This is a genomic window from Dictyobacter arantiisoli (genome assembly GCF_008326305.1).
Taxonomy (GTDB): Bacteria; Chloroflexota; Ktedonobacteria; order Ktedonobacterales; family Ktedonobacteraceae; genus Dictyobacter; species Dictyobacter arantiisoli.
Map to the genome: position 1 here is coordinate 47038 of NZ_BIXY01000019.1, position 26217 is coordinate 73254.

The 26217-nt window shown below is 49.1% G+C and carries 30 protein-coding genes; 18 read left to right on the plus strand and 12 right to left on the minus strand.

The window, feature by feature from the left end:
* Positions 1–71 precede the first annotated feature (71 nt).
* Together F1593_RS08635 and F1593_RS08640 are read left to right on the plus strand one after the other, a co-directional pair.
* Positions 72–1280, plus strand: coding sequence for an acetate/propionate family kinase (locus tag F1593_RS08635; protein WP_149401155.1), 1209 nt, complete (start codon positions 72–74; stop codon positions 1278–1280).
* Positions 1281–1470: 190 nt separating this feature from the next.
* Complete coding sequence (locus F1593_RS08640) at positions 1471–2304, plus strand: hypothetical protein (protein WP_149401156.1); 834 nt, start codon at positions 1471–1473, stop codon at positions 2302–2304.
* A gap of 177 nt (positions 2305–2481) precedes the next feature.
* Here the strand turns inward: F1593_RS08640 and F1593_RS08645 are convergent, their stop codons facing one another.
* From F1593_RS08645 to F1593_RS08660, 4 genes are all read right to left on the minus strand, one after another.
* Positions 2482–3159: an HAD family hydrolase gene (locus F1593_RS08645; protein ID WP_149401157.1), complete on the minus strand. Its 678-nt coding sequence runs from the start codon at positions 3157–3159 to the stop codon at positions 2482–2484.
* Between the two features lie 277 nt (positions 3160–3436).
* Positions 3437–4060 (minus strand): RNA polymerase sigma factor, encoded by a 624-nt coding sequence (locus F1593_RS08650; protein WP_235932525.1) that lies wholly within the window; start codon positions 4058–4060, stop codon positions 3437–3439.
* Between the two features lie 283 nt (positions 4061–4343).
* Positions 4344–5279, minus strand: a complete 936-nt coding sequence (locus tag F1593_RS08655) for a Rieske 2Fe-2S domain-containing protein (protein ID WP_149401158.1) — start codon at positions 5277–5279, stop codon at positions 4344–4346.
* Between the two features lie 45 nt (positions 5280–5324).
* Entirely contained in the window at positions 5325–6302 is a 978-nt protein-coding gene (locus F1593_RS08660; protein ID WP_149401159.1) for a class I SAM-dependent methyltransferase, read from the minus strand.
* 385 nt (positions 6303–6687) lie between these two features.
* Between F1593_RS08660 and F1593_RS08665 the strand changes: the two genes are divergently transcribed.
* Both F1593_RS08665 and F1593_RS08670 read left to right on the plus strand, forming a co-directional pair.
* Complete coding sequence (locus F1593_RS08665; protein WP_149401160.1) at positions 6688–7698, plus strand: diacylglycerol/lipid kinase family protein; 1011 nt, start codon at positions 6688–6690, stop codon at positions 7696–7698.
* Complete coding sequence (locus F1593_RS08670; RefSeq protein ID WP_172631969.1) at positions 7691–8632, plus strand: phosphatase PAP2 family protein; 942 nt, start codon at positions 7691–7693, stop codon at positions 8630–8632. Before F1593_RS08665 ends, F1593_RS08670 begins: the two co-directional genes overlap by 8 nt.
* A 302-nt stretch (positions 8633–8934) precedes the next feature.
* Here the strand turns inward: F1593_RS08670 and F1593_RS08675 are convergent, their stop codons facing one another.
* The gene (locus tag F1593_RS08675; protein ID WP_149401162.1) at positions 8935–9219 is read right to left on the minus strand and encodes a DUF427 domain-containing protein; all 285 of its coding nucleotides are present in this window, start codon (positions 9217–9219) and stop codon (positions 8935–8937) included.
* Positions 9220–9404: 185 nt separating this feature from the next.
* Positions 9405–10598, minus strand: coding sequence for a serine/threonine protein kinase (locus tag F1593_RS08680; protein ID WP_172631970.1), 1194 nt, complete (start codon positions 10596–10598; stop codon positions 9405–9407).
* Positions 10599–10867: 269 nt separating this feature from the next.
* Here F1593_RS08680 and F1593_RS08685 point away from each other — a divergent pair, with 269 nt between their 5' ends.
* From F1593_RS08685 to tatC, 14 genes are all read left to right on the plus strand, one after another.
* On the plus strand, positions 10868–11467 hold the full coding sequence (locus tag F1593_RS08685; RefSeq protein WP_149401164.1) for a PadR family transcriptional regulator: 600 nt from the start codon (positions 10868–10870) through the stop codon (positions 11465–11467).
* A 50-nt stretch (positions 11468–11517) separates the two neighbouring features.
* Positions 11518–11913 (plus strand): hypothetical protein, encoded by a 396-nt coding sequence (locus F1593_RS08690; protein WP_149401165.1) that lies wholly within the window; start codon positions 11518–11520, stop codon positions 11911–11913.
* A gap of 192 nt (positions 11914–12105) precedes the next feature.
* Complete coding sequence (gene coaD, locus F1593_RS08695; protein WP_149401166.1) at positions 12106–12618, plus strand: pantetheine-phosphate adenylyltransferase; 513 nt, start codon at positions 12106–12108, stop codon at positions 12616–12618.
* A gap of 191 nt (positions 12619–12809) precedes the next feature.
* A complete protein-coding gene (locus F1593_RS08700) occupies positions 12810–13448 on the plus strand; it encodes a hypothetical protein (protein ID WP_149401167.1) in 639 nt (212 codons plus the stop codon).
* 291 nt (positions 13449–13739) lie between these two features.
* Positions 13740–14267 carry a YceD family protein gene (locus tag F1593_RS08705; RefSeq protein ID WP_149401168.1) on the plus strand — a complete coding sequence of 176 codons (528 nt, stop codon included), beginning with the start codon at positions 13740–13742 and terminating at the stop codon, positions 14265–14267.
* 92 nt (positions 14268–14359) lie between these two features.
* On the plus strand, positions 14360–14548 hold the full coding sequence (gene rpmF / locus F1593_RS08710; protein WP_149401169.1) for a 50S ribosomal protein L32: 189 nt from the start codon (positions 14360–14362) through the stop codon (positions 14546–14548).
* Between the two features lie 220 nt (positions 14549–14768).
* Positions 14769–15797: an ACP S-malonyltransferase gene (gene fabD, locus F1593_RS08715; RefSeq protein WP_149401170.1), complete on the plus strand. Its 1029-nt coding sequence runs from the start codon at positions 14769–14771 to the stop codon at positions 15795–15797.
* Positions 15798–16039: 242 nt separating this feature from the next.
* Positions 16040–16378, plus strand: coding sequence for an Asp23/Gls24 family envelope stress response protein (locus F1593_RS08720; RefSeq protein ID WP_149401171.1), 339 nt, complete (start codon positions 16040–16042; stop codon positions 16376–16378).
* A 111-nt stretch (positions 16379–16489) separates the two neighbouring features.
* On the plus strand, positions 16490–16933 hold the full coding sequence (gene nusB / locus F1593_RS08725; protein ID WP_149401172.1) for a transcription antitermination factor NusB: 444 nt from the start codon (positions 16490–16492) through the stop codon (positions 16931–16933).
* Positions 16933–17169, plus strand: a complete 237-nt coding sequence (acpP, locus tag F1593_RS08730) for an acyl carrier protein (protein ID WP_149401173.1) — start codon at positions 16933–16935, stop codon at positions 17167–17169. The genes nusB and acpP overlap by 1 nt, the downstream gene beginning before the upstream one ends.
* A gap of 292 nt (positions 17170–17461) precedes the next feature.
* Positions 17462–18208 (plus strand): RNA polymerase sigma factor, encoded by a 747-nt coding sequence (locus tag F1593_RS08735; RefSeq protein ID WP_235932526.1) that lies wholly within the window; start codon positions 17462–17464, stop codon positions 18206–18208.
* On the plus strand, positions 18201–18491 hold the full coding sequence (locus tag F1593_RS08740; RefSeq protein ID WP_149401175.1) for a hypothetical protein: 291 nt from the start codon (positions 18201–18203) through the stop codon (positions 18489–18491). Before F1593_RS08735 ends, F1593_RS08740 begins: the two co-directional genes overlap by 8 nt.
* Before the next feature lie 191 nt (positions 18492–18682).
* The gene (locus F1593_RS08745) at positions 18683–18988 is read left to right on the plus strand and encodes a Sec-independent protein translocase subunit TatA/TatB (RefSeq protein ID WP_149401176.1); all 306 of its coding nucleotides are present in this window, start codon (positions 18683–18685) and stop codon (positions 18986–18988) included.
* Positions 18989–19021: 33 nt separating this feature from the next.
* Complete coding sequence (gene tatC, locus F1593_RS08750) at positions 19022–19849, plus strand: twin-arginine translocase subunit TatC (protein WP_149401177.1); 828 nt, start codon at positions 19022–19024, stop codon at positions 19847–19849.
* A gap of 93 nt (positions 19850–19942) precedes the next feature.
* Here tatC and F1593_RS08755 read toward each other — a convergent pair whose 3' ends face one another.
* The 6 genes from F1593_RS08755 to pdhA all read right to left on the minus strand — a co-directional run bounded on the left by F1593_RS08755 (position 19943) and on the right by pdhA (position 26153).
* The gene (locus F1593_RS08755) at positions 19943–21325 is read right to left on the minus strand and encodes an MFS transporter (protein WP_149401178.1); all 1383 of its coding nucleotides are present in this window, start codon (positions 21323–21325) and stop codon (positions 19943–19945) included.
* A 1-nt stretch (position 21326) separates the two neighbouring features.
* A complete protein-coding gene (locus F1593_RS08760; protein WP_149401179.1) occupies positions 21327–21908 on the minus strand; it encodes a hypothetical protein in 582 nt (193 codons plus the stop codon).
* Positions 21905–22402, minus strand: coding sequence for a hypothetical protein (locus F1593_RS08765; protein ID WP_149401180.1), 498 nt, complete (start codon positions 22400–22402; stop codon positions 21905–21907). Before F1593_RS08765 ends, F1593_RS08760 begins: the two co-directional genes overlap by 4 nt.
* 398 nt (positions 22403–22800) lie before the next feature.
* Positions 22801–24090: a dihydrolipoamide acetyltransferase family protein gene (locus tag F1593_RS08770; RefSeq protein WP_149401181.1), complete on the minus strand. Its 1290-nt coding sequence runs from the start codon at positions 24088–24090 to the stop codon at positions 22801–22803.
* A gap of 3 nt (positions 24091–24093) precedes the next feature.
* Complete coding sequence (locus F1593_RS08775) at positions 24094–25086, minus strand: alpha-ketoacid dehydrogenase subunit beta (RefSeq protein WP_149401182.1); 993 nt, start codon at positions 25084–25086, stop codon at positions 24094–24096.
* A 2-nt stretch (positions 25087–25088) separates the two neighbouring features.
* A complete protein-coding gene (gene pdhA / locus F1593_RS08780; protein WP_149401183.1) occupies positions 25089–26153 on the minus strand; it encodes a pyruvate dehydrogenase (acetyl-transferring) E1 component subunit alpha in 1065 nt (354 codons plus the stop codon).
* Positions 26154–26217: the final 64 nt, after the last annotated feature.

The window sequence follows — 26217 nt, forward strand, 5'->3', positions numbered from 1 at the left end:
CACCACAACGTGCTATAGATGACCTATCTCTGTTTATTATAAAACTCACATATAAAAGGAGTCTGCTGACAATGAAAGTCCTGATCTTTAATGCCGGGTCAAGTAGCCATAAAAGTAGCCTGTACGAGGTTGAAAGCCCCTTAAGTTCGACACCACCCGATCCCCTCTGGGAAGCACAGGCGGATTGGACTCAGACGCAGGGCCAGACCTCTCTGAAGATTAAAGCCAATGGACAGACTATAAACAAACAACTTGCGACCGATGAGCGCGCAAAAATCATTCAGACCATGCTCGAAACGCTCTGGTCTGGCCCCACAAAAGTTATCAATGATCTCTCAGATATTGCCGTGGTCGGACATCGTGTGGTGCATGGTGGCACGAAGTTTGAGGAGAGTGTACGCGTCGATCAACATGTAAAAGATGAGATTCGTAAGCTGGCTCAATTCGCCCCACTCCATAATCCAGCCAATCTCGAAGGTATTGAGGCAATTGAACGTATAAAAAAGGATATCCCCCAGGTCGTTTCCTTTGATACATCATTTCATAATACAATGCCCGCTGCCGTCAAAGCTTATCCCGGTCCTTATGAGTGGTATGAACAGGGTATTCGACGCTATGGCTTCCATGGAATCAGCCACCAATACTGTGCGCGGAGAAGCACACAACTGCTCAACAAAACTCCAAATGAGATACGACTGGTCAATTGCCATCTTGGCAATGGCTGCTCGATCACCGCGATTCAAAATGGGAAGAGCATCAATACCACGATGGGCTTTACTCCTCTTGACGGCCTGATGATGGGTAGCCGCTCAGGCTCCATTGATCCAAGCATCCTGTTCTATCTGGAACGCGAGAAAGGCTATCAAGCGGACAAGCTTGACCACATTCTCAACAAAGAAGCTGGTTTCAAAGGCATATCAGGTGTCTCTAGCGACGTACGAGCCATCCATGAAGCCATCGCAAAAGGGAATGAGCGCGCACGGCTGGCTTTGGATATGTTTGTAGATCGCCTGTGTCACTTTATCGGAGGGATGATTGCCACGTTGGGCGGCATCGATGTTTTGACCTTTACAGGTGGTATTGGTGAGAATGATGCGATTATTCGTGCACGAGCCTGTGAGAAGCTAGGCTTTGTCAATCTCAAACTCGATCCCCAAAAGAATGATGCTTCGCCCGCTGACACAGAGATTTCGACTCCTGATTCCGCTGTGCGTGTCCTGATTGTCCATACCCAGGAGGACTGGGAAATCGCACGCGCATGCTGGCAACTGATGCAATAATAGCCCATGAATTGGAAGCGCAAAATGTGAGAAATACAAGAGTCGCTTCTGACAGGAATACAACAGGCAAAAGTCACATCCCCTTGTCTAAATGAAACCACATGCGTTGTTGAAGCGTGTTTATAGTAAGCAGTACAACAATACATTAAAAATTTCTTTATAGACAATTCGGCAAGCGAAAGGAGGGCGTATGGCTCATTTGCTCGACCGCCTGACATCAACTGATCAATCTGCAAAATATCAGCAGGCTCAGAAAAAAACGCAGCAGGCGCAGGATACCGCGCAGGCAACCTATGAAAATGTAAAAGATGCTGCCCAATCGGCCTTAGAGGCCACCAAAGACGCCGCTAAAACAACGCTATCAACCACCAAAGATGTAGCACAGTCAACATTAGATAATGTACAACACGGTGTTAAAAGTGGCCTGACAAAGTCACAGGCCGCCCTGGCAACCGGTGCCGGTGCAGCAGCCTTTCTGTTAGAACAGAATCAGAAGAAAAACCAGAAAAATCTGAAACGGGCTCAGAAAAATCTGCAAGGCTTCCAATCCAATCTGCAAGATAATGCGAATACAGGCCTGGCAAGTGCCAGGAGTGCCGTAGCTGTTTTACAAGACGCCTTGCAAGACAATGCCAGTCGGGCTCAGAATACTTATGCGAAGAATAGCAAACAGGCAAAGAAGAGCTTGAAAAAGGCTCAGAAAAACCTTGCGAAGCTTCAAAGCGTAGCTCAGGACAGTGTAGAATCTGGTCTGTCTGCAACACAGGATGCCTTTAATAAAACGTCGAAGCAAGCCAGCAAAAATTTACAAAAAGCTGCTAAAAACGCCAAAGGCTTGACTGACTCGGTGCAGGATCAATACGAGCACTATCAGCAAAAACGCAAACGGGCCAAAACGTTGTTCCGCTTTGGTCTTGTTGCCGGAGTTGTCGCGGCACTGCTCTTCACACCAGTCGCTGGTTCAGAAGTGCGCAGTCGCATCACTGCACAATGGAACCAGTATCGCTCATACTTCGGACTTTAATATAAATATGGCATGAGGATCATAATAACAGAAAAGAGGTAGCAATGAATTGCTACCTCTTTTCTGTTATTATGCGCAAAAATTCTTGGCCCTTCGCTCTTCCGGGTGATGGTGGAAGAGGGAAGTTGCGAGGACACCTTGTGCTCCGTCAGGAGCAATCGCCCCTGCATCCCGCTTTCACCTGCCGAGAGGGGATGATGAGTAGTGCGCCAGGAGATCTGCAGGATCATCGTAGATGGCGACAGAGCCCTGTAAATCTGTATCCTTCCAACCGCCACAGCGGAGCGCAATCGTAGCAATTCCGGCTTTGGTGGCGGATTGAATATCATAGGCGGTATCGCCAATCATAACCAGTTGAGAAGCATCCATTTGAATGCGTTTTATCGCTGCCAACATGATATCCGCATCAGGCTTTGATTGTGGGGCATCTTTAGAGGTCGTCTGGGCCAAAAAAAACTTTTTTGTATCCGAACCAATAAGCACCAACAGTTTTTCCAGTTCCTCTGGTTCGGCGGAAGTGGCAATGATCATTTTCTGGCCCTGATCATGGATATGCTGTAGCAATTCATAGGTATGGGGAAAAGCCTTTACGGTCGAGTAGTACCGCTCTTTAAAGATCTCTTTGCGCCGCTCACTGATCTTCTGGCCTTCCTCGCTGTCTTTCTCAATATGTAGGACCTCAGGCAAGACTTTATCACCTCCCATGCCGATCAAGGGTCGGACGGTCTCAAAAGCGACCTGATGACCTTGTTCCTGCATAGCATCGATCCAGGCATGGGTATGGGCATCATTGCTATCCACCAGTGTCCCATCCACATCTAATATCATACCTTTGACAGGATGATGATTTGACATAAAAATTTTCCTCTTTCCAATTTACTACTTTTTACCGCAACAAAAGCGGCAGGATTTCACTGACATGTGTCTAACACGTATCAGCCAGCCATCTCTATTCAAACGTCTCTGATGCGGTAGTATGCAGAGCTACGAATAGATGAGGTGAGATGATAAAAAGAAGGTCCAGCATCCCTGCCAGAACCTGTATGGAGTGGAGATTTTATGCCACAGGCTCTCCTGCCTCTGAAGATGCCAATAGGCTAACCATTTGCTTTTTATAAAAAGTCATGCCACGCTAGACATAGGTGGCATGAGTCTGGGCGCTAAGAATTTTCCTTAACAATACCTTGGCTCGGTGAAAATACGTTTTCGCAGTAGCCTCAGGCATGCACAATATACGACCAATCTCAGAGAAGCTTAACTGTGAGGCATAACGAAGCACGACAACTGAGCGAAATTTTGGAGGCAGTGATTCAATTGCCTGCCGTAAATGTATTTGCAAATCGCGGCGCTCCATCAATTCCTCGGGTAGGGGGCCAGGATCAGGGATATCGTTGAGAACTGAAAATTCACCCTCTCCATTTTCTACTTCTAGTTGAGAAAAGTGGATCGCATAGCGATGTCGACGGCGTAACTCATCAACACAACAATTGCGAGCAACCTGGAATAACCACGACTTGAAAGGCTCGCCAGTCCCTAGCTTCGGTAGCGACAGATAAAAACGTAAGAAGACCTGCTGGAGCACATCACAGGCCAGGTCATAGTCACCCAGGAAGCGACAAATAAAATTAAAGAGAGGCGTATGATAGCGCCGAACGAGCAGCTCAAAAGCACTTTGATCGCCGTCCAGAATCATCCGGGCTAATACAGCGTCAGTCAATTCTGGAGAAGGTGTTTTCATAAATTCTTGAGTTTGCACGGGTAACCTCTTCGTTTCTGAATAGAATTATGATCTGTCACACTATTCCTTTTATAGTTACTAGCATATACTCTTCAAACGATAATTACAATGGAAATATCAACAAATAAAACCCGACAATTCTATTAAAATTTATAATTTGTGACAATGTTACCAGGCAGATAGTACTATCCTTTTTATAGAAAACCGTTCCTGTATTTATCGTCTTTCCAGCCAAATAAAAGTGGACTATGCAGACATAGCCCACTGAATAACAAAAAAGTGTGTAATCCTGGATAGTAATTTACGCGTGTTCTAAACGGCGCAACTCTATTTTGCCTGCGCGTCTCCGGACCGCAAATGTAGGCTGCGCATATACGGCTGGACTGTTTACGACACTACCATCACACATACGGAAGCCAGAATTATGCCAGGGACAGTGCACTACACCATCCTCATACGTTCCTTCATCCAAAGGACCGCCCAGATGTGAGCAGGTTGCCGCAATCGCATGGATCGTATCACCCTCTTTTAGCAGTACCGCGGGAATACCAGCCACATCCACCCGTTTCAATTTTCCCACTTCCAGCTCTCGCTCATCCAGCACAGCTACAAAATCATCTGAGCCACCTTCAGGAATAACGCGATTCACACCAATGCCATTTGAATAGGCCAACTCTCCACCAAGATAGGCTGAATAGATCGTCAGACCATAAGCGGTACTCGCCAGGGTAATCGCTGTGCGCCGTTGACCAGTGATGCGTAGCACAGCTGAGGAGAGATTTAAGACGGTAATGCCACCATTGAGCAGTGCATGAAGCATGCCTGTGCGCTGCTCCTGACCATCTGTATCAACCCAGTTGGAGAGGCCAGTGGTGGCAGAGCCAACGGCCCCGGCCAGACCTAACCACAGGATGATGTCTGAGCTACGAGCCACACCATCATCCTGATCAGCCAGCCAGGCAAGATCGAGTACCAGCGAAGCGGTCCAGGCGCCGATAGGGATGGTCACCAGCACGGGATGCAGAGGATGACCCAACCAGACGCCTGCCAGAAAATCTTTGAGACGATAGCTTTCTGATCCAGGCTCCCCAAACACTTTGTTACTCCAATTCTGTAAAGGAGTGGTGAGCTTATCCAACCAGGGCATCCTGGTCACTAACAAAGAACTATAATGACGTAGCAAAGGGAAGCGGGGGGGAGTATCCATCCAACTGGTGGTTGGAGCTGTTGGATTCATAGATGTGTCCTTTCATACAGAAGCCTGTCATCCAGTTTTCGAGAATCATTCTTTCTTTAATGCTTCTAGCATTAGCCAGAAATAATCACAGGGTGGATTCATGCCAATTACGGAAAAAGGAACTTCTGCTTTGTGGGTTTGCTCCAGGTAGCGCGTCACTGCAGGATTATGGGCATAGAAGAGATGAGCGCACTCAAAAGCGCTGTTCAAGGAACGAAAATGTACACACATTTCATCCTCGACTGGCAGAGAAACATACTGAAAACCATGAGCAGTAAACCATCCGTGATCCTCTGTACGCGGCCAGATAACAATAATTGTTCCATCTGGTCGGGTGACACGTTTGAATTCAACCAGTCCTGGCTCACCACCCTGCTCATCCATGGCTGTAAAAGCAGAACATGAGATAGCGGTATCTACACTATGGTCAGCCAGGGGAAGACGATCAAAACGTCCTGTTGCCGCCACGATCTGTTGGGCAATCCCATGCTGCTGAATCTTCTTCTGCAATAAGTGCAATAATCCCGGTGAAGGTTCAACCGCCTGAACCAGCGCGGCTCCATAGCGTATACATTCAAAAGAAGCTCTCCCGCTGCCCGCGCCAGCATCCAGTACGACTTTGCCGCGTAGCTGTGGCTCAAGCGATTGAAAGATCCCCTGATGCAAATGTTCTCCCTCGGTCAATTCTTCATAGAACTCGGGAGTTTTCCAATAGATCAGTTCCCAGAACAGTTTGTTGAGTACATGCTGACGGGCAACTTTGATCTGGCTCGACGAGAGCGGGCGCTGTACCTCTTGTTGGAAGAGACGCTGTTGCTCAGGTGGCAGGCTTTGCTGGACACGTCTCACCAGAGAAGGCGCAACGCCATGTAAACTCTGAGCAAGCAGTTTGCTTGTCTGTTCGACCTGACCAATGGAAAACATGCTATGCATTGTCTCGCGATCAAACACCTGCAAGTCTTCAATCTGAAATGGATTTTCAAACACGACATCAGATTGAGCAGATATATCACTATTAACCATCGGCAACCCTTCTCCTCGCTTGCATATACCTCTTACCTACGTCAACCTCCATATGTACCTCAACCGGGAGAGTAAAGGTATATGAAGGAAACAAAATGTCGCTGTCGGAACTATTGATAATGCTTATCTCTATTTCGTACGCCTTTTCTGAACAAAAAGTTTCTAGCACGACGACCGTCCCTTTTTCATGGATAGAAGGCATGTCAGTGACACTAACTCGTCAGTTAGTGCGTGTTATACAATGAAGACTTGTGGCAGAAGTTCTATGGTACAAATACTGTCAGAGAAGATTATAACTTATTCCTATTTCATATTCATATTCATCTATCACCACATGTTACGATACGCATAGTTCGCTAACTATGCATGAAGGAGTCGCTTCCTTATGCAAACTGTACTCATTCTCAATCCGACTTCTGGTGAATCGGCTCTGGCAACGCACCATGAGGCACCAGAAACCAATGAAGAACGTATTCTCGCCGCATTGAGGGCTCATCAGATTGAGCCAACGGTTCTCTATACTACGGTCGAAGATCCAGGGAAGGAGATGGCCCATCAGGCAGCTCTGGATGGTGCTGAAATGGTTATCGCGGCAGGCGGTGATGGTACCCTTCATGCGGTAGCCAATGGCTTACTAAATACAAAATGCGCACTGGGAATTATTCCAATAGGGACCATGAACAATATCGCATGTAGCCTTGCTATTCCAGATGATATTGAAAAAGCATGTGAGATTATCGTGAGGGGCACAACCAGCCGTATTGATGTTGGTTCAATCAATGGACATATCTTTTTAGAGGTGGCAGGTATTGGATTAGAGGCCGCACTGTTTCCGGCTGCCGAGGAATTTAAGAGCAAAGGTATGCATTCAACCCTACACGGTATTGTGCAAGGATTACGCACGCTGATAACCTTTCAGCCGACCAATTTTACGATTACATTTGATGGCAAAAAACGCCGCCGTGTCCGTGCTATCCAGATTAGTGTCTGCAACTCTCCTTATTATGGCGCACACTTTCGTTTTGCCCCCAATGCGGTCATGGATGATGGCTTATTAGATGTGCTCATCTATCGCAAATTCAGCAAGTTTGATTATATGTTGCATGCCCTCTCGATCAGTCAGGGGAGACGTGATCTGGCTCCCAGAATCAGTCGACGCAAAATAAAAACCATCCAGATTGAGGCAGAACCGCCCGTCGAGATTCATGCGGATGGTGAACAAAAGGGCACTACACCGGCAACCATCAGTATACAACCGGGAGTCCTGCAAGTACGTGTACCACAAAACACGGCCAAGGGCCCGAATATGTCTTCACCCACGCACAAGAAGAGAGCCATCTTCCAGGGTGCAGTCGAGAATGAACAGAATCAAGAGAAAGGTCCAGCGTATGTTTAAACGATCACGTAAGTCTATACCGACCAACCTGGTTACCAATAAAAAAGCAATCGATCTCAGCCAGGTTGACCCGGGTGTGAAGAATACTAGCAGTCCCGTAGGTTTGCCCATCCCGCCGGTCAAGTTACCTGAAATAAATCCAGTCATGACTGAAGCGCAACGCGTTGCTGCCACCACCTCGGTTTCCGGACGGCGAGCCGTTTCACGTGGAACCATGTTTATGGCATTGTACCTGTGGATGCTCTCGGGAGCCGTGATCTTATCCCTCATCGCACGCCGGACACAGTTTTTCCCGGGTGATATGTCCATCACAGCGCGGCTTCAGAAAAATCGTCAGCCCTGGCTACGCCGCTTCTTTTTTGGCGTCTCAGAGATTGGTTTTGTCCAATATGCCATTCCTCAAACACTTGGCGTGGCGGGCATCTTCTGGGCTCTGCGTTTCCGCCTTGAGGCGCTCTTTATTCTTTTAACTTCATCAGCCACATTACTCAATGTGATTGTGAAACGGGTTATCAAACGCCCACGTCCCACCAACAATCTGGTTACCGTCGTAAAAGTAATTAACGAGCCCAGCTTTCCCAGCGGTCATGTCATGTACTATACCAATTTTTATGGGTTACTCATCTATCTCCTGGCGACAAACTGGCGTTCTGGCCGTATTCGTAATTTTCTGATTGGCATCTGTGCCACCCTGATCGCCTGTATTGGACCCTCACGCGTCTATCTGGGCGCGCACTGGCCCAGCGATGTTGCGGCAGGTTACATCTATGGAGGACTCTGGTTTAGCGGTGTTATGGCCCTCTATCTGCGCGTCAAAGCCTGGCTCCATCCTGCTAAAGCAGCGAAAGGCGTATTATCCAATGCCATTAAGCCCCTTCAACAACCCGGGGATGAGGAGGAAAAAGATGCAGCCGATACAGATGCACAGCAGTAAATACACCTCACATGAGTTATCCCAAACTTTTGAAACAAACGTTCGCTACAATGGGAGTGCAGAGGGCGAAGCCTTCTGCCGGGGTGTGGGGTGTCCCCACATACTTCTTTTCCTCTTTTTGCACGCCGCCTGCGGCGGCGCGAGGAAAAAGAAAAAGGACAGGGGACACCCCTGTAACCCCGGCAAGGGGCTAGCCGCCCCTTGCAACCCCGCTTGTAGAGCGGATTGAAGTCGATCGAACATTTGTTCGAAAAATTCGGGATAACTCATGAACTCTCTACATAGGACAGGCTAGAGCAGGGTCAGGCATCCACGGTTACACCATGCCAGAAAGCCACATAATCCTTGATCTCTTTGGCGGCATCTTTCGGCTCTGGGTAATACCAGGCAGCATCTTTATTGACTTTGCCATCTACTTCAATGCTGTAATAGCTGGCTAACCCCTTCCAGGGACAGGTGCTATGGGTCTCACTTGGCTTGAAGTATTCACGTTGCACAGCATCTGGCGGAAAGTACTGATTGTTCTCAATAACGATACAATGATCACTTTCAGCCAGTGTGACACCATTCCAGGTCGCTTTTGGCATAAGAAAAAATCTCCTTATTGCATACGATCTACCATATTGCAGAATAGAAACTTATCTTCAATCTTGTTACGAATGAAGATATTAATAGTGTACGACAAAATAATGGGTTCTGCCGCAAAGACGCAGAGCTACGCAAAAATGGGTATCGCCTTCACAATCCCAGGCGGCCCTGAAGATATTGAGGCTCAGGGCCGGGCCAGAATACGCCGGGAAAGGTTGTTTACGCCCGACCAGATACGGCGCAAGGGAGAGCGTGAATGAGGAAAATAGGGCGGTGTGTGGACTGCAGAAGGCGGATGTGGGATCGCTGGTGGCAAATTTGAAGGAACCTGCGGGTTAGAGATAGATAGCTGTACACTGGCTGGTCGTAACACCAGGGGACGCTTGGAGGTTTGAGCCATATAATGCACGCGTCCCATAGCGATACGTTGCAACTCGCGCTGAATATTGCCCATATTGACCGGTCGCTTTTTAGGGTCCATCTCTACCATACAATGAATCAGGATACTTAACTGTGGATATTCTGGCAGGTCAAGCTCTTGATAGCGGAAGGGATGTTGTGAAGGATCAATACCAGTCAATAAATGGTGGAGTAACGCACCCAGGCTATATACATCGGACTGAGGCGTGGTCTGCATGCGACCATACTGCTCAGGGGCCGCATAGCCCGGTGAACCAAGAATGAAGGTGTCTTTACGTTGTCCAGGCTTAAAATGACGGGCAATGCCAAAATCAATCAGATAAATCTGTCCTTCGGGCGTACGCATAATATTGGATGGCTTGAGATCACGGAAAATAATCGAGGGCTTGCGGGTATGGAGAAAACTAAGGACGGCAGCCAGTTGAATCCCAATTTGCAGGACCTTTTCGATGGGAAGAGATCCGCCACGTTGCCTGGTATAGCTCTCCAGCGTTTCTCCATCTATATAGCTCATGACAAGATACCAGTTGCCCTGCTCCGAAAAATAATCATAAATACTTGGCAGATTGGGATGGGTCAGGGTCGCCAGCAAGGTTGCCTCCCGCTTAAAACCCTCAATCGCGTCCAGCAACTCCTGTGCATTCAGTCCTTGCTGGATCATTTCTTTGACTGCGACACGGCGCTCCATAAATTCAGTGTCAACTGCTGCATAAACCTCACCATAACCACCCTGACCTACTCGCCGTACAATTTTATAACGCTGCTTGAGCAGTTGATCGATTTGCACCCGCTGTGTGAGTACCGCCCCTTGCGGCTCTGCCACGGCTACGGCGGGAGAAGATGACGCTCCCAGCGACACCAGCCCACTGATAGCATGTCCACAAAAGCGACAGAAGTTTGCATATCCCGGATTAGCGCATCCACACTGATTACAGAACAGGTCCTGGTCCCTCCCCATGACAAGCTCCTTACGATTCTTTCCATACAATTTTTGATACATAAATAAAGAGAGCGTATGACAAAAAAATATCTGTACAGTAAAATAGGTATTCTACGCAATGCTACTCTCATAATAAATTAATTCTAATAAAATTACTATGATCTACCTCACATTTATTCTTTATATCTGGTCAAATGCTGACTGTTCTCGCGATGCTTCTCTTGACTTCTTTATAAAATCCTCGCTATAATCAAGTCAGAACTGACTTAAACGGCGGTGGCCCTGACATGTATAAACAAATTATGTTGCTCGGTATCCTTCTCGAAAAACCTCTCTATGGTCAGCAAATTCGCGAGGTTATCGAAACGCATCATGATCTCTTCGCCAATCATATCAAAAAACCGACTATCTATTATCAGCTTGAACGGCTGGTAGCGGATGGTTATCTTGAGATGCGCCGTGAGCCGGTTGAAGCTCCGGGTCCCGGAGCGGCACATGAAGATCGTGCGCTACGCGAGCGAGATCTCTATTATGTCACAGAGGCAGGAAAAAGTCATTTTACGACCCTGCTCCGCGCCATGATCAGCGAGTTTAGCCCCGGTTTCAGTGAAGTCGATGTCTGCCTCTATTTTTTACATCATCTCAGTGCGCAAGAGGCTTGCACATTACTCAATAGCCGTCTACAGTTAATCATGACCTGTCGTACAAGCGTGGCCCGTCAAATGGATACCGCGTATCCAACAGATGCCGCCCATCAGCTTGTCACGGCTCATAAACTGCTGCTCCTCGATGCTGAGATCCAATGGCTTCGGTCAGCCATTGCCTGCATCGGTACGGGATCGCTGACAGCTATCCCGGATCAGCCGCCGGAGCAACCAGTTGTATAAGTTGATAGAGAAAACTATACTTTTTCATTCGTAGGTTAAGGAGAAAAAACATGATCGTTCGTATTGGTATCATGGCACTACGCGCCTGCGTCGTGCTCGCACTTATTTTAGGTATTTTACTCTGGATCAATGCTGTTCCTGGTGGCATCGTTATGGTTCATATGCTACTGGGTATTCTGGCCGTCGTTGCATTATGGATGCTGGCCTATGGTATTGCGACCGCCCCCAAAGGGCGTAACATTGGTTTAGCCATTGGAGCCTTTGTAATGGGTCTGTTGCTGCCAATCATCGGCCTGGGCCAATTAAGCTGGCTCTACCTTGGTGCCTCAACCCATATCGTGATCCAGATTGTGCATCTGCTGGTCGGTCTCCTGGCGATTGGCGTCGGCGAGATGATTGCGGGACGCTACAAACGCCTGAATAAAGCAGAAAAACAACTTGCCTGAGCAGGCAACTTGGCGGCAAGCATACAGCCGTTGGACATCTCCGTTTTGTCAAACCCGGACCTGGATTATCAGGTCCGGGTTTATTATTGTTCGGCTATTGCCGAACGGCCGCGAATATGTTTTAATGAAGGTATTCTTTTCGCCGCTAGCAACAATATATGTAAACACAGCAGCGTCAGCAAAGGAGCTAATGTGAGCCAGCAGGAACCGCGTCACTATCTGGCTGTCTATCCAGGCAGCTTTGACCCACCTACAAATGGACATCTGGACATCGCACGCCGTGGAGCTCGGCTGTTCGATCAACTTATCGTAGCGGTGTATGCATTCCCGGCAAAAAATGTGCTTTTCTCAGTGGACGAGCGTGTAGCACTCTGGCAAGAAGTGATTGCAGAAGAAGGTTTACAGAATGTACGCGTCGAAAAATTTACTGGTCTCGCCATCAAATATGTACGCGCAGTAGGCGGACAGGCTATTATCAAGGGGCTGCGCTCTCCCAATGACTTCGGGACAGAATTTCAACAGGGGCTGATGAACCGGAAACTGGCCCCTGAAATAGAAACCGTCTGTTTACTTACCAATCTTGAGCATTTGTTTGTCAGCTCTTCCTTATTAAAGGAGGTCGCGGGCCTGGGTGGCGATGTCACAGATATGTTGCCAGCCACTGTTATACGCGCCTTGCAACAAAAACAAACGGGAAAGAATTAAAGCCAGAATTGCAACACAACAGACACACTGATCGTATGTATGCATAGGAATTCCAACACATGTGGAATTGTTAAGGACTGCGAGCCCTTAAGCTGAGGTGTGGAATCGCATCCCTTTACCAATCAGCTTGCGTAAACATAAGTTGATACCTGAGGGAGACACAACGGCAAGGGAAGGAGGCAAGGCACAGTATGGATATTCTCTATCTAGTTGATCGCCTGGAGAACCTTGTCGCCAGTAGTAAACGGATGCCTTTAGTCAACCAGATTATCCTCAAAGAGGCCGATATTCTGACGATTATCGAACAATTGCGAACCTCGGTTCCCGCTGAAATCAAACAAGCCCGACGCGTTATTCAGGAAAAGGATCGCATTATCGCTCAGGCTCAATCAGAGGCCTCGATGCTGCTAACTCGTGCCAGAGAAGAGACGGACAGGGCATTAGGACGCGAAGGTCTGCTGAAGACCGCCGAGGATCGCTCACAAGATATCTTGCGACGTGCCAATGATCAGGCTCAAACTATTGTCAGACGTGCGGAAACCCATACGGAACAGATGCAGATTGAAGCGGATACCTATGCCTCTGAAACATTACGTAATTTACGCGAACATCTCTTAAATGTTGAGATGGAGATTGAGCGTACGGTCATGAGTATAGAACGCGGCCTGGAAAGCCTGGATGGCCGTCCCGAAGAGGAAAGTTCAACTGCCATGGAACCCGCAGATGAACAAGAGGCGGATGATGACAGTGACGCCCTCCCATCCCGCTCGCTGCCACGCCGAGCTTCTCTCGCAGCAGATACGATGGGTGGACCGAATTATCCCGCCTGAACGTGTTATGATTTGAGAAGCGCGCAAGGTGATAGCGCGCATTGCTAACGACTTGTCCAAAAAAAGGATACACTGGCAGGTTCTGAAAAAATCCTCCCTCTACTACTCTCCTGAGCGCATCTGAGATATGAGGCGCGACGCATTAGAAAGAGGACTTGACACCCTCACATGCCTTGTCTATAATGATCAAGCGCCAGAGAAGAGTAGGGAGCACATCACCTTGCGCAAAAACGTATCTATCAGCAAGAGTTCTCAATTCTGTTTAGATCTCTCTGGAAAGGAATAAATTCCATGATCTTTAATGTGGCGCAATTGATGAAAGAACCAGTTGGCTCGGGTGCTTCATACGAAGACGACATCGCTGAGGAACAGGTTCAGCTCGACAAAGATCTCACCATTGTTGGACCCATCACAGGCCATGCCCGCATGCGCCGCGTCAATCAGGGGCTCCTGATCGATGGCTGGGTGGATCTCACGCTTGGTCTTGAATGTGCACGGTGCTTAAAACATTTTGAGCAACCAGAACATGTGACATTTGAAGAGCGCTTCAATCCTACGGTGGATGTGGTGACTGGTACACCACTGCCCCCCATCGAGGAAGACGACGTCTTCCCCATCGATGAACACCATCAGGTTGATCTCACCGAAGCAATCCGTCAAGCAGTGTTGCTCGCGATCCCGATGGTACCCTTGTGCAAGGAAGATTGCGCAGGCCTGTGTGCACAGTGTGGACATGATCTCAACCTTGGTCCCTGCGATTGCAAACCAGAGATTGATGACCGCTTGAATGTGCTCAAACAATTACTGCAAAACGAATAAATTATTATCACACACTAGCCACACAAGTAGGTACCCCTGAGCACAAATGATGCATTCAGGACACATTACTGGTGGAAGAGGAGAAGACAGCAATGGGAGCGTTACCTAAACAACGCATTTCGCACGCTCGTCAGGGTGAGCGTCGTGCACATCATCATCTGGATTTACCACAGTTAGTGGCCTGCCCACAGTGCAAGCGCCCACGCCTTTCGCACCACGCCTGCCCGAACTGCGGCACCTACCGCGGTCGCCAGGTTACTTTGCCAAAATCCCAGAAGTAATGACAAAGTAGCATGTATGCGCTGCGATGAATGAATAAATGCACGCTCATCCGCGTAGTAGTCTCTTGAGAATGATTACGTGGGGCGCGTGCACTTCTATAATAAGATGCACTATCGTAGAACTTCAATCGCAAGGGATCGAGGAACTGAGTATGGTTTCTTATTTGTAGCATTCATAGGAGGCACACAACATCTGCTTTCTGTAGACGAAGTGAACAAAATGACGACACAAGTTGCCTTTCTCTTTCCAGGACAGGGAAGCCAGACAGTGGGGATGGGAGAAGATGTTTTCGCGGCATCTGCGGCTGCACGACACGTTTTCGCTACCTTTGACCAGATCTTAGGCTTTTCACTGAGTGATCTTTGCTTTCAAGGACCGGAAGAGACCTTACGCTCAACAATTAACGCCCAACCAGCCATCGTCGCTGTAAGTCTGGCATATCTGGCAGCTTTTCAAGAAGCGCTCTCTCCTCAATACTCATCCTGGTCCACACCGCTTACTCCCAGTTATACCGCCGGTCATAGCGTTGGTGAATGCTCAGCGCTGGCAGCCTCGGGTGCCATTGATCTGGCTGGCGCAGCCTATCTGGTCAAAGAGCGCGGCCGACTGATGCATGAAGAGGAAACTGCTTGCCCGGGTGGCATGGCCGCGATCATTGGCATGGATGCACAGACATTACAACAAATCTGTGAGGATGTATCCAAAAAGATGCAGCAGGAACAGACGGATAATTCCCGACATCCTGGCTTTGGACAGGTCATTCTGGCAAACTTTAATGCTCCCGGACAAATTGTGATTTCAGGCGAACAGCATGCCTTAGAGGCCGCTTGCCTCCTGGCGAAGGAACGCGGGGCCAAACGTGTAATCCCACTCACTGTAAGTGGAGCCTTCCATTCACCAGCCATGCAACCAGCCGTAAACAAACTGGCCGTATCCATAGCCTCAACCGAGCTACGCGACACGGTTATTCCAGTTATCGGCAATGTGAAGGCACAACCCCTGACAACGGAGGCCGAGTTACGCACCGAGCTGGCCGAGCAGGTTGCTCAGTCCGTCCAGTGGACAGGAATCATCGAATATTTAGCAGCTCAGGGAGTAACCACATTCTTTGAAATCGGTCCGGGTCAGGCGCTGGCAGGCATGATTAAAAGAATTGTCAAAGGCGCTACGATTATTAATATTGGGAGCGTATCTGATATTAAAAAAGCGGTCAACAAAGTACAGGAATCAGACTTGCTGGCAGAATAGCTCTCTGCAACATCACAGAACACTAAGCGATTTTTCATGCCAGAGCAAAGACGATTGGGATACTATACTTGACACAAACCTGAAAAGCGCATATCTTTGCAGTAAAGCAGCATCGCACTTGGAAATCAGGTCCGCCTGAAGAGATTGCAAACCAATTGCACTCGTTCATACGTACCAGTTTACAAGACGATAGTACATATCGACAGAGGTAAACCACTGTCGTCAGGAGGAGTGTAAGCACTATGGCTAACGAATCACAGCCCGCTGGAGTCGTCCGTGTGGCACGTCCAGTGCTCACAACCATTGTGTTGAATACCGCCCTGCAAATACGTGGTGTTGTACGTATGGCCCATACCAGTGACCAATGGTCACGACTGATGGGGCGTGATGTACCACAACACGGCATCAGCCTTATGGTCAAAGATAACACATTTTCTGCCGATCTCTACCTTATAGTAGAATCAGGGAGCAATATTGTGGAAGTAGGTACTGCTGTTCAGGAAGAAGTTGCAACCGCCATTGAAAATATGATCGGGATGCAAGTTCAGGGCATCAATGTTTACATCCAGGACGTCGCATAAAATAATCATTATTATGATTTGAACAATATGTCACGCTTCCTCTCTTGAGGCACTCCAGCCTCTTCTGAGAAAGCTCCTGACACCAGTTAGTCACTATTCGAGGATACTCTAATGCCAGGGATACGCAGACAGGCGCGAATTATCGCACTGCAAACACTCTACGAATACGACATAGCCAATCATGCCCCGGAAGAGGTCTTGCAGCGCCACGCCGAGGAGCGCAATCTGCATCTTAAGGTAGTAGAATACGCCAGCGAACTCGTCCTGGGATCTTACAACCATCTGGCAGATATTGATGCGCATATCCAGAGCGCGGCCCGTGAATGGCCTTTGCAACAGATGGCGCGCATCGATAAAAATATTCTTAGACTTGCAATCTACGAAATTCTGTTTAATAATACGGTACCAGCCAAGGCGGCTATTAATGAAGCAGTGGAACTCGCGAAGATCTATGGCAGCGAAACATCCAGCCGTTTCATCAATGGTGTCCTCGGCACGATATTTAATCGGGCACAAGAACAGCCCACCCCAACTGCTGAAAGCGAGGTGAAATAATGTCTAGTATTCAAGAGCGCTTGAAAAAGATTGTTGTTGACCAACTCGGTGTTGATGAGAGCGAAGTCGTTCCCAGTGCGTCGTTTGTTGAGGATCTCAACGCGGACTCACTCGATCTGGTTGAGCTCATCATGTCCCTTGAAGAGGAATTCAAATTACAGATTTCCGATGAGGATGCTGAGAAGATCACTACAGTCCAAGAGGCTGATGATTACATCGAGGAGCATCTGCGCTAATTTTATTTCGCAATGCGGGGCGCTTGTTGACATATATGCAAGGAAACAAGCGCCATCTCTTTTTTCGTAGGCACACGGCTCCCTCTTCTTCTCCTGACTGATCCAACTTCACTTCATCCTCGTATCATAGAGTAAGTAGATACAACCAATTTTACCAATTTTTTAAATCTTCTTTTTTTTGCTACAATTGATGTCACAAATCCTTATCGCTATGCATCTTTGTTATTGTAGACGGGACTCTCTTGCGAGAATCCTTTCGCTACAAACATGAAAAGAGTTGTCTGTGGATACGATGCCTGCAGCACAAGCTGTTGAAGTCCTTATTCATGAATATTACAAACTGGTATTTCATACGATCTATGGTCTGACCAATAATTGGGAGGAAAGCCAGGATCTGACACAGGATACCTTCCATCAAGCCTTGAAGGGTATTGATGCCGCTCGGGCCAGTAGTAAAGGCCATTTCCAGGCGAAAGCGTGGCTACTCCGTATTGCGCTGAATACCGTGCGTATGCAGCGCAGAAGACGAGCGCTCTTTAGCTTTATTCCTTTCTCGATGATGCATACGCAGCGTTCGATGGAAGGGAAAGAGCAGATCCGGGTGGGCGAGGATGCTATTCATGAGCAAGCGACGCCGGTACAGCCCGGTGGCTATGGGAGCACTGAGACGACGGACCCGGCCGAGTTGATTGCCGAACAGGATGCCGTCCAGCGCACGATGGCACAGCTCCCTGAAGGGCTGCGTGAGTGTCTCCTGCTTTCGATTGTAGGAGGACTCTCAAGTCTGGAAATCGCCAGGCTGCTGGAGGTGAAAGAGGACGCTGTTCGACAACGCCTGGCACGAGCACGTAAACAATTTCAACAACTCTATACCCGAGAGAGTGGCGAGGAGATCGTGGATAACACGGCTCCTGTACCAACTGGCTCATCGGTATCCTATGGTGGTCAGGAACGCAAGCAGGGTCAGCAGCGCCAGGATAAGCGGCAACACTTATCGCTCGCAACACCACCACCATCACTATGGAGTAGCTATGTATAACGACTCGCTTGAGACTTTGCTACTACGCCATTACGGATCAAATGGTTCAACACCAGAAGGATTGGAGCAACGCCTCTGTGCCTCTGTACAACAACAGGAAGTGCAGGCTCGCCAGGAGCAGGTAGCAAGTCGGCGCATGCAAGAACAACGCATCAGCCGTCGCCGTGCCGTCCAACTGGTTGCCATAAGTTCGGCAGGACTCGGTTTACTGAGTGCCGGTATTTCCAGCGTTCAGTCCCTCCTGAGTAGCCAGGAGGATACACAACCCGCCTACTCATCCTGATTGAAAGTGATCAGGCAGAACAAGCACACATTCGTACAGCAGAAAACATTTGACAGGCAAGCATTTTTTAAGTCATCAAATAGGTACTTTGAGAGTGCTCACTACCAGCTACGCCCCGATGGCGTGACTGTGACTATTCACAGATTGTGTTACAGAGTTGTCAACACAGAGATAGGAAAGGAATTTTCATCATGGGACTTTTGGGATCACACGGCTTAGAGTTTATCGTTGTACTGGTAGTTGCCCTGTTAGTCTTTGGACCAAAGAGATTGCCTGAAATGGGTTCAGCCATCGGTAAAAGCATCAGTTCATTTAGGAATGGCATGAGCGAATTATCCAAGCCTAAAGAAGAGGAAGTTGTGACAACACCTTCGGCAACGGAAACTGCCCGCCTGGAACTCGAGGCTATTGAACGCGAACTGGCTGCCAAGAAAGCTGCCTTAGCCGCGCAAGAGGCTGCCCAGCCCGAGATTCATGCCACACCGACGCATGAGTAATGAAAACTGCTGACACTAGTATAGGGAGACTATATGGCAACCAGTAATCTCGATCAGCAGGGCCTACTCGGTTCAGGAGGATTCGATAGCGATACTGAAGATGATGAGAATGATTCTTCGGCAATGTCCTTGATTGATCATTTGGAAGAATTGCGCAAACGTATCTTTATGTGCCTGATTTTTGTGGCCATTGGTACAATTGTAGCCTTTATTTTCCATAATAATCTGATTAATCTATTGGATGCCCCCTTACCGTTGAGTGCGAACTCGATTGGGGGGGCCCACGGACATAAGCTGACGTTGAGTGGCCTGGGTGAAGGCTTCACAGTAGCCATCAAGCTCTCAATCGTCTTTGGATTAGTCTTCGCGCTGCCAATGATTCTGTATCAACTCTGGGCATTTATTGCACCCGGGCTCTATGATAGAGAGAAAAAGCATGCCGTCCCATTTATTATTATGGGTCTGCTACTCTTTGCGATAGGCGTCACGCTTGCTTACTTTATTCTGCAATACCCGGTCAGCTTCCTGGTTAACTTTGGGGCTGATAGCTTCAATGAGCTGATTTCAGCAAATAGCTACTTCTCATTTGTAGCCTTCTTCTTGCTGATCTTTGGAGCTATCTTTGAATTGCCACTCGTACTGACATTTCTTGCTATGATTGGCATTGTGACCGAGAATTTTCTTAAGTCCAAGCGAGCCATAGCGCATGTGTGCCTGTGGGCCGCATCGACTGTATTGACACCCGGTGCAGATCTCTATAGCCCCTTGTTCATTGGCGTATCCTTATCTGTCCTATATGAATTTAGTATCCTGCTCATTCACTTTGTTGTGAAAAAAGACCCCGAAGATGCGCTTGCCTAAACAGAGACGCCTCCTCGGAGAAATAAAAGAGAACAAAAAATGTCTCGCTGCCAGCGGGACATTTTTTGTTCTCTTTTCCATCAGTCATTGCAATTATGAGGCTATGGGTTGTTGGATAGGCTCTTCTTCGATAGGATGGTATTTCCCGTGCCCGAATTTCTGGCCCAGCAGCAGCAGGGCCAGCGCGTAGAGGATGGTAGTGCAGATAAAGACTGGTAGATAGCCCAGTCGCGCGATCAGGGTGCCGCCCAGGGAGGCTCCAAGCGCCCACATGACTTGATAGGCCGCTTGATAGCTACTGTTAGCCAGCCCTCGATGCTGCACGGGGACAACCTCCATGGAGAAGACCTGTAAGATGCCCTGTGACATGTCCATCAGTCCCTGCCGGAGAGGATAAAGGGCGGCGGCAAAGGGTAAGCTCCCGGTCAATCCTAACAGGAGCAGCACAGGAAGGCTCAGGATACGAGGAAGTAGCAGCGCAGATACCTTACCGATGCGTAGGACGAGCCAGGGGGCCAGTAAGGTGGCAATAGCGTTCAATATATTAGCCGCCGCATCAATGGTCCCAAATAGGGCTGAGGACGCGCCTAGATGCTGTACAAAATAGACGTTGAAGTAGGGCAAGAGTAATCCCGCTCCGGTACCGATCAAAAGGTAGACGGTGATCATGACGGAGAGAGGACTGAACAGGAGTGTTTGTACCGGTATCTGCCGCCAATCGGCCAGCAGGATGCCCAGACGTGCGCGCCATGCTAATTGCTTTGATCCATCTGCGTGCTTTGATCCATCTGCGTGCTTGGATGCTTGCTGGCGGCCCAGACGATCATCCTGAAGCAGAAAGAGGGGGATAAAACTGGGTGCGGCAATGATACCAGCCAGCAGCAAAGCAAGTTGATAGGAACGTGCCAGCGGTTGCGCGGCCAGCATCCATGAGATGCCCATGGGCAAGGATGCCATCAACGACGGCAGAGAGCGGAACCAGAGCGGCAGAAAGCCTCCCAGTCCTTCTCCAATCACGGTCGCGATCAGTGACAGCACGATGTTAAGACTGAAGAGTTGCTGTCGATCTTCTGGAGTGCTGTGCAGTGCCAGAAAAGGCACATTGACGACGAGGATAAATGCCCCGCCAATTCCCGCCATAAAAGCACTGATCAACAAGAGGGGCGGAGTGCGAAACAGCATCTGGCCCGCACCAGCAATCCCGATCAATACACTGGCCCAGATCAAGATAGCCTTGCCACCAAAGCGATCAATACACAGACCGGCCGGGAAAATCGCTATCCCGGCCCCGATAGTGCCCGCAAAAAGTATCAGACCAATGAAAGCAGTGTTATATCCTAACGACACCAGATAGAGATTGTAGAGCACCTGGATAATCCCTAATGTGATGCCGCTGAGCGCATTGCTGATTAAATATAAACGGGCGTTTCTTGAAAAACGCCCAAATTGCTGTATCGATTGTTGTAATAAAGACATATTAGCGCCTGGTTGGCACTATTTGTTGTGGGGGAAGTACTGGCCGGGGTTCTTGTCCGGGTAATACTTCGGGACGCTCATCCATAATCTGGCGATACCCGGGACTGGCAAATTCTGCACCGTCACGCGTCACGCCAGCAATGGTCGGCTCCTTTTCAGCCCTGGAGCGGGTCAGGCCCGGAAGAAAGAAGGCTTTCGCGATCTGCTTCACCTGCATTGAGCGGGCACGGAACTCAATCGCCTTGTCCACCGCTGTATCTGAAACCTCCGTTACCTTCTTATCCGCCGCATTGAGACGTAATGGTATTTGTGCTGCCATGCGAGCGACAGGTTGTTCAGAATCACTGGGAGCGATACCCTGTTCAGCCGCACGTGTTGAACTATTGACGCTATCCACATAGGGACGAACCATCTTCAGCATCTCAGCCTTCTCGCTTAGCCAGGAAGCGCCAAAGCTCATCAGTAGATTAATTGCGACCGATAATACCACAAACAGAAAAGCAAACAAACAGACCACAATGCCAGCGATGGGACCCATAACGGCCAGCACAGGATTCATGGCGACGACCAAACCTATACTCATTTACCGCCTCCATCCGAGGCTGCCTGAGCGGCTGCCATAGCCTCCATTTGTTGTTTACGACGCTCATCGGAACGGCTTCTAGCATGTCCTTTTCCCAGGAATACCCGTGCCATTTCCTGACCAGCGACAACGGCTGCCGCCGCACGCACGCTGGGACCAAGCGCGATCTCAGAGGTCATCTTCGTGGCATTGCCAATGGTTGAAACAGTATTCCCCGCCGTCCGGGCCGTATCCTTTACCAGACTCAGCGTATCATTCGCCGAGTTCAATAACGGCTTGATCTCCTCGCGTACCGTCTTGATGGTCTTGAGCAGATTAAAGACCGAGTAGATTTGATAGATGGTGCCTGCAACCAGCAAGAGTGCCAGTACAATAATGCACACGTAGAGTAACTCAAGCAAGCGACCAAAAATGGCCGCGAGAGAAATGCCACCAATAATAATGATGACCAACACCACCCCAATAATAATTGCGAACCGCTTTGCCTTTTGCATAACGTACCTCCCGATACGATTCTATAGTAATGCTGCCTCATTATAGCTTATAGACATGAATACTTGCAGCGGCCAATCTTAGAAACACAGCTAGATAATCCAGAAATTACTTATAGAAAAAGAAGTATTAGTACATTCTATAAGAGAGTGTCAGCCCCCCAATACCAGCGGGATCTTGCTGCTCCCTGGCTGGCAGGCGCGTGCGCGCCTGCGCCCTTTTTAGTGTGTAGTGCAGGAAAGGTGCTGTGCACCTTTCCTGCACTACACACTAAAAAGAAGTTTGAGCACCGTAGGTGCGAAAACTCATGCGTGAAGATAAATAAAAAGCGAGATACACTCTTACAGTAGAGTGTATCTCGCTTCAATTCAGATCCACAGCGGCGCGAATCTATGAGTATTTAACCAAGCAACAGATAGATATTTTGCAATAAGCGTTTGACTTCTTGCAGGTAACGCGCTACCGTCGCACCATAGAGGATACGATGATCGGCTGAAAGCGTGACATGCATAATATCGCGCAGTACCGGCTGATTATCAACCGGAACAAACGTCTTGCGCGATGCAGCCACTGCCAGGATCGCCGATTGGGGTGGATTGATGACTGCATTGAAGTCCGAGACATCCATCATACCCAGATTGGAGATAGAGAAGGTACCACCATCCAGATCAGTCGGAGTCAGTTTCCCGGCCTGAGCCTTCGCGATCAAAGCCTTCGCTTCGCGAGCCAGAGTACGCAAACCTTTCAGATTGGCGTCCCGAATCACTGGCACCAGCAGACCGCCGGGCACGTCGACCGCGATACCGATATTGATATGTTTGTGCAGAATAAACTGTCCATCCCGGTAGGAGCTATTTACCTCTGGGAACTTCTCCAGAGCCAGCGCACAGGCCTTGACGATCAGATCATTGACACTGATCTTCACACCACCCTCACCGACACTCGCATTCAACTTCTGACGCATTCCCAGGGCATCTGTCAGATCAATATCATTGCCAATATAGAAATGGGGGACAAGTTGCTTAGACTCGGTCAGACGACGTGCGATAGTCTTCTGCATCGAAGAAAGGGATACCACCTCATCATCCTCGGCCAGAGCCACAGGTGTTGGGGTGGCAGCTTTCACTGCCGGAACTGCTACGGGCGCAGGTGTGGGAGCCGCTGCCGGGGCGGGAGCCGTCATAGTACGCTGCTGCTCAAGATAATCCTCGATGTCATCGCGCACAATACGACCACCAGGGCCCGAACCCTTCAGTTGAGTTAACTCAATGCCATGTTCTTCAGCCATACGGCGTGCCAGAGGCGAAGATTTGATAAGTCCATTCTGGTTACCATTAGAAACAGGTGCTGGCGTACTGGTGGCGCTGGCAGGCTCAGGAGCGGCAGCGGTCACAGCCACGGCCTGTTGCGCCTGTGGGGTAGCGGCAGCTTTAGCTCCTGCCTGCTGCACATTCGCGCCCGTCCCAATGATAGCGATAGGTTGGCCAATAGGAGCGGTCTCGCCCTCAACAACCAGGATCTGCTCCAGGATACCAGCACTAAACGACTCAATCTCCATATTCGCCTTATCAGTCTCCACCTCAGCCACTACCTCACCTTTTTTGACTTTATCACCCGGCTGCTTTAACCAGCGTGTGATTGTGCCCTCTTCCATGGTATCGCTAAGACGCGGCATATTCACATCAGGCATAATTTATCTTCTCCTCCGGCGGGGAGCCAGTTCATCAATGGCCTCCAATAACTGCCTGGCACCCGTCAGGGCAGCAGTCTCAAGTGGCTTGGAATAAGGCAGCGGCACTTCCACATTCGCAACACGCTTGACAGGAGCATCCAGATAATCAAACGCCTCTTCCTGTATCGTCGCAGCGATTTCAGCACCAATACCATAGGAACGCCAATCCTCTTCAAAGACAATCGCACGTCCCGTTTTCTTCACGGAGTTCACAATCGTCTCTTTATCAAGAGGACGCAAAGAACGCAGATCAACCACCTCGATACTCCATTTGTTCTCCTGCTCAAGTCGATTTGCGACCTCAAGCGCCAATGAAGCCATACGAGAATAGCTAATCACCGTCAGGTCAGTGCCTTCCCTGGCAATTTTCGCCTTCCCAAAGGGGATCGTGTAATCTTCTTCGGGCACATCGCCTTTGGTATTATACAGGCCCAGGTGCTCAATAAAAATAACCGGATTGTTATTCCGGATCGCCGTCTTTAACATACCTTTGGCGTCAGCAGGATTAGAAGGAGCAACGACGTGCAGGCCAGGAATATGCGCGAACCAGGTCTCTAAATTCTGTGAATGGGTCGCGGAAAGCTGCTGTCCACCACCACCAGGCGTACGAATCACCATGGGGATGGGGGTCTGGCCGCCAAACATATAGTGGATCTTCGCGGCATGATTGAGAATCTCATCCATTGCAAGCACAATGAAATTGAAGGTCATAATCTCAACCACTGGACGCAGGCCCAACATGGCTGCGCCAACCGCCATCCCGACAAAGCCATTCTCAGCAATCGGGGTGTCTACGACGCGTTTTGGACCGAACTCTTTCAATAAACCAGCCGTGATTTTATAGGACCCTTCAAAGACGCCAATCTCTTCGCCCATCAAAAAGACATTCTCATCGCGGGTGAGTTCATCACGCAGTGTCTCATTGAGCGCCTGTCGAAAGCTTATTTCAGCCATGATTACTTACTCTCCAGTAAATGCTCGTCAGAAGCATAGATATCATCAAAGAGGCTTTCAACAGGGGGGAAAGGACTTTCCTCAGCGAAACTGACGGCCTCATTTACGGTCTGTTCTACCTGCTCTTCGAGAGCATTCAATTCATTTTCATCCAGCACATGCGCATCTAACAGGCGTTTGGCGAAAGCAGGTACAGGATCGAAAGAACGACCATGTTTGACAACTTCTTGATCCCGATAGCGATCAGGATCGATAACCGAGTGTCCGCGATGGCGGAAACTGACAGCCTCGACAATATAAGGCTCATGCTCTTCGCGAGCTACCTTGACGGCGCGGCGTACCGCATCGCGTACCGCCAATACATCATTACCATCCACTCGCTCGCCCTGCACATCGAAAGCACACCCCTTGCGATACAGATCAGCCACGGCGGAGCCTTTCTCAACCGGCAACCCCATCCCATACTGATTGTTGACCACAAAGAAAATAACTGGCAGCTTGTAAATCTTCGCCAGGTTCAAAGACTCGTAGAAAGGACCTCCATTCGTGGTTCCATCACCCATCTGGACAGCGACCACTTCGTCCGAACCACGATAGGCAACAGCAAACGCAGCCCCAACGGCCAGAGGTACCTGCCCACCCACGATACCATAACCACCCATCAGGCGATGTTCCAGACTAAACATATGCATAGAACCACCACGACCATGAGAACATCCCGTCTCTTTGCCAAATAATTCTGCCATAACAGCATTGGGAGTGATGCCACGACCAAGAGCATATCCATGCTCCCGATAATTTGTATAGAGGTAATCCTTCGGTCCCAGGCCTGCACAAAATCCGACAACAGTGGCCTCTTCACCTACGTTCAGATGACAGTAACCGCCAATACGGGCCATCTTGTACATCTCATCCGATTTTTCCTCAAAACGGCGGACAAGTAACATCTGGTGATAGTAGTTTACCAACGTCTCTCGATCTTCGTCCTCAGGCAGCGTGACGACACGAGGCTTATCTGTAGTGGTGGCATCGCGTCCATCCGGTCGCTTTTGCTGCTCAGTACTCATGATGTCTCCTGATTTTCTTTTTTTACTATTTGTTGGAGTTGGAGAATTTTCGCTTGTCAAGGAT

Bases quoted from the DNA above. Each gene is read 5' to 3' on its own strand.
- nusB (WP_149401172.1), top strand. From the start codon at position 16,490: ATGCCAGGGATACGCAGACAGGCGCGAATTATCGCACTGCAAACACTC.
- F1593_RS08770 (WP_149401181.1), bottom strand. From the start codon at position 24,090: ATGCCTGATGTGAATATGCCGCGTCTTAGCGATACCATGGAAGAGGGC.
- F1593_RS08705 (WP_149401168.1), top strand. From the start codon at position 13,740: ATGATCTTTAATGTGGCGCAATTGATGAAAGAACCAGTTGGCTCGGGT.
- F1593_RS08775 (WP_149401182.1), bottom strand. From the start codon at position 25,086: ATGGCTGAAATAAGCTTTCGACAGGCGCTCAATGAGACACTGCGTGAT.
- F1593_RS08720 (WP_149401171.1), top strand. From the start codon at position 16,040: ATGGCTAACGAATCACAGCCCGCTGGAGTCGTCCGTGTGGCACGTCCA.
- F1593_RS08745 (WP_149401176.1), top strand. From the start codon at position 18,683: ATGGGACTTTTGGGATCACACGGCTTAGAGTTTATCGTTGTACTGGTA.
- F1593_RS08690 (WP_149401165.1), top strand. From the start codon at position 11,518: ATGATCGTTCGTATTGGTATCATGGCACTACGCGCCTGCGTCGTGCTC.
- F1593_RS08675 (WP_149401162.1), bottom strand. From the start codon at position 9,219: ATGCCAAAAGCGACCTGGAATGGTGTCACACTGGCTGAAAGTGATCAT.
- F1593_RS08765 (WP_149401180.1), bottom strand. From the start codon at position 22,402: ATGCAAAAGGCAAAGCGGTTCGCAATTATTATTGGGGTGGTGTTGGTC.
- F1593_RS08665 (WP_149401160.1), top strand. From the start codon at position 6,688: ATGCAAACTGTACTCATTCTCAATCCGACTTCTGGTGAATCGGCTCTG.
- F1593_RS08670 (WP_172631969.1), top strand. From the start codon at position 7,691: ATGTTTAAACGATCACGTAAGTCTATACCGACCAACCTGGTTACCAAT.
- F1593_RS08680 (WP_172631970.1), bottom strand. From the start codon at position 10,598: ATGGGGAGGGACCAGGACCTGTTCTGTAATCAGTGTGGATGCGCTAAT.
- rpmF (WP_149401169.1), top strand. From the start codon at position 14,360: ATGGGAGCGTTACCTAAACAACGCATTTCGCACGCTCGTCAGGGTGAG.
- F1593_RS08645 (WP_149401157.1), bottom strand. From the start codon at position 3,159: ATGTCAAATCATCATCCTGTCAAAGGTATGATATTAGATGTGGATGGG.
- F1593_RS08755 (WP_149401178.1), bottom strand. From the start codon at position 21,325: ATGTCTTTATTACAACAATCGATACAGCAATTTGGGCGTTTTTCAAGA.
- pdhA (WP_149401183.1), bottom strand. From the start codon at position 26,153: ATGAGTACTGAGCAGCAAAAGCGACCGGATGGACGCGATGCCACCACT.
- F1593_RS08735 (WP_235932526.1), top strand. From the start codon at position 17,462: ATGCCTGCAGCACAAGCTGTTGAAGTCCTTATTCATGAATATTACAAA.
- F1593_RS08655 (WP_149401158.1), bottom strand. From the start codon at position 5,279: ATGAATCCAACAGCTCCAACCACCAGTTGGATGGATACTCCCCCCCGC.
- F1593_RS08740 (WP_149401175.1), top strand. From the start codon at position 18,201: ATGTATAACGACTCGCTTGAGACTTTGCTACTACGCCATTACGGATCA.
- acpP (WP_149401173.1), top strand. From the start codon at position 16,933: ATGTCTAGTATTCAAGAGCGCTTGAAAAAGATTGTTGTTGACCAACTC.
- F1593_RS08700 (WP_149401167.1), top strand. From the start codon at position 12,810: ATGGATATTCTCTATCTAGTTGATCGCCTGGAGAACCTTGTCGCCAGT.
- F1593_RS08640 (WP_149401156.1), top strand. From the start codon at position 1,471: ATGGCTCATTTGCTCGACCGCCTGACATCAACTGATCAATCTGCAAAA.
- fabD (WP_149401170.1), top strand. From the start codon at position 14,769: ATGACGACACAAGTTGCCTTTCTCTTTCCAGGACAGGGAAGCCAGACA.
- F1593_RS08660 (WP_149401159.1), bottom strand. From the start codon at position 6,302: ATGGTTAATAGTGATATATCTGCTCAATCTGATGTCGTGTTTGAAAAT.
- F1593_RS08760 (WP_149401179.1), bottom strand. From the start codon at position 21,908: ATGAGTATAGGTTTGGTCGTCGCCATGAATCCTGTGCTGGCCGTTATG.
- tatC (WP_149401177.1), top strand. From the start codon at position 19,022: ATGGCAACCAGTAATCTCGATCAGCAGGGCCTACTCGGTTCAGGAGGA.
- F1593_RS08635 (WP_149401155.1), top strand. From the start codon at position 72: ATGAAAGTCCTGATCTTTAATGCCGGGTCAAGTAGCCATAAAAGTAGC.
- F1593_RS08685 (WP_149401164.1), top strand. From the start codon at position 10,868: ATGTATAAACAAATTATGTTGCTCGGTATCCTTCTCGAAAAACCTCTC.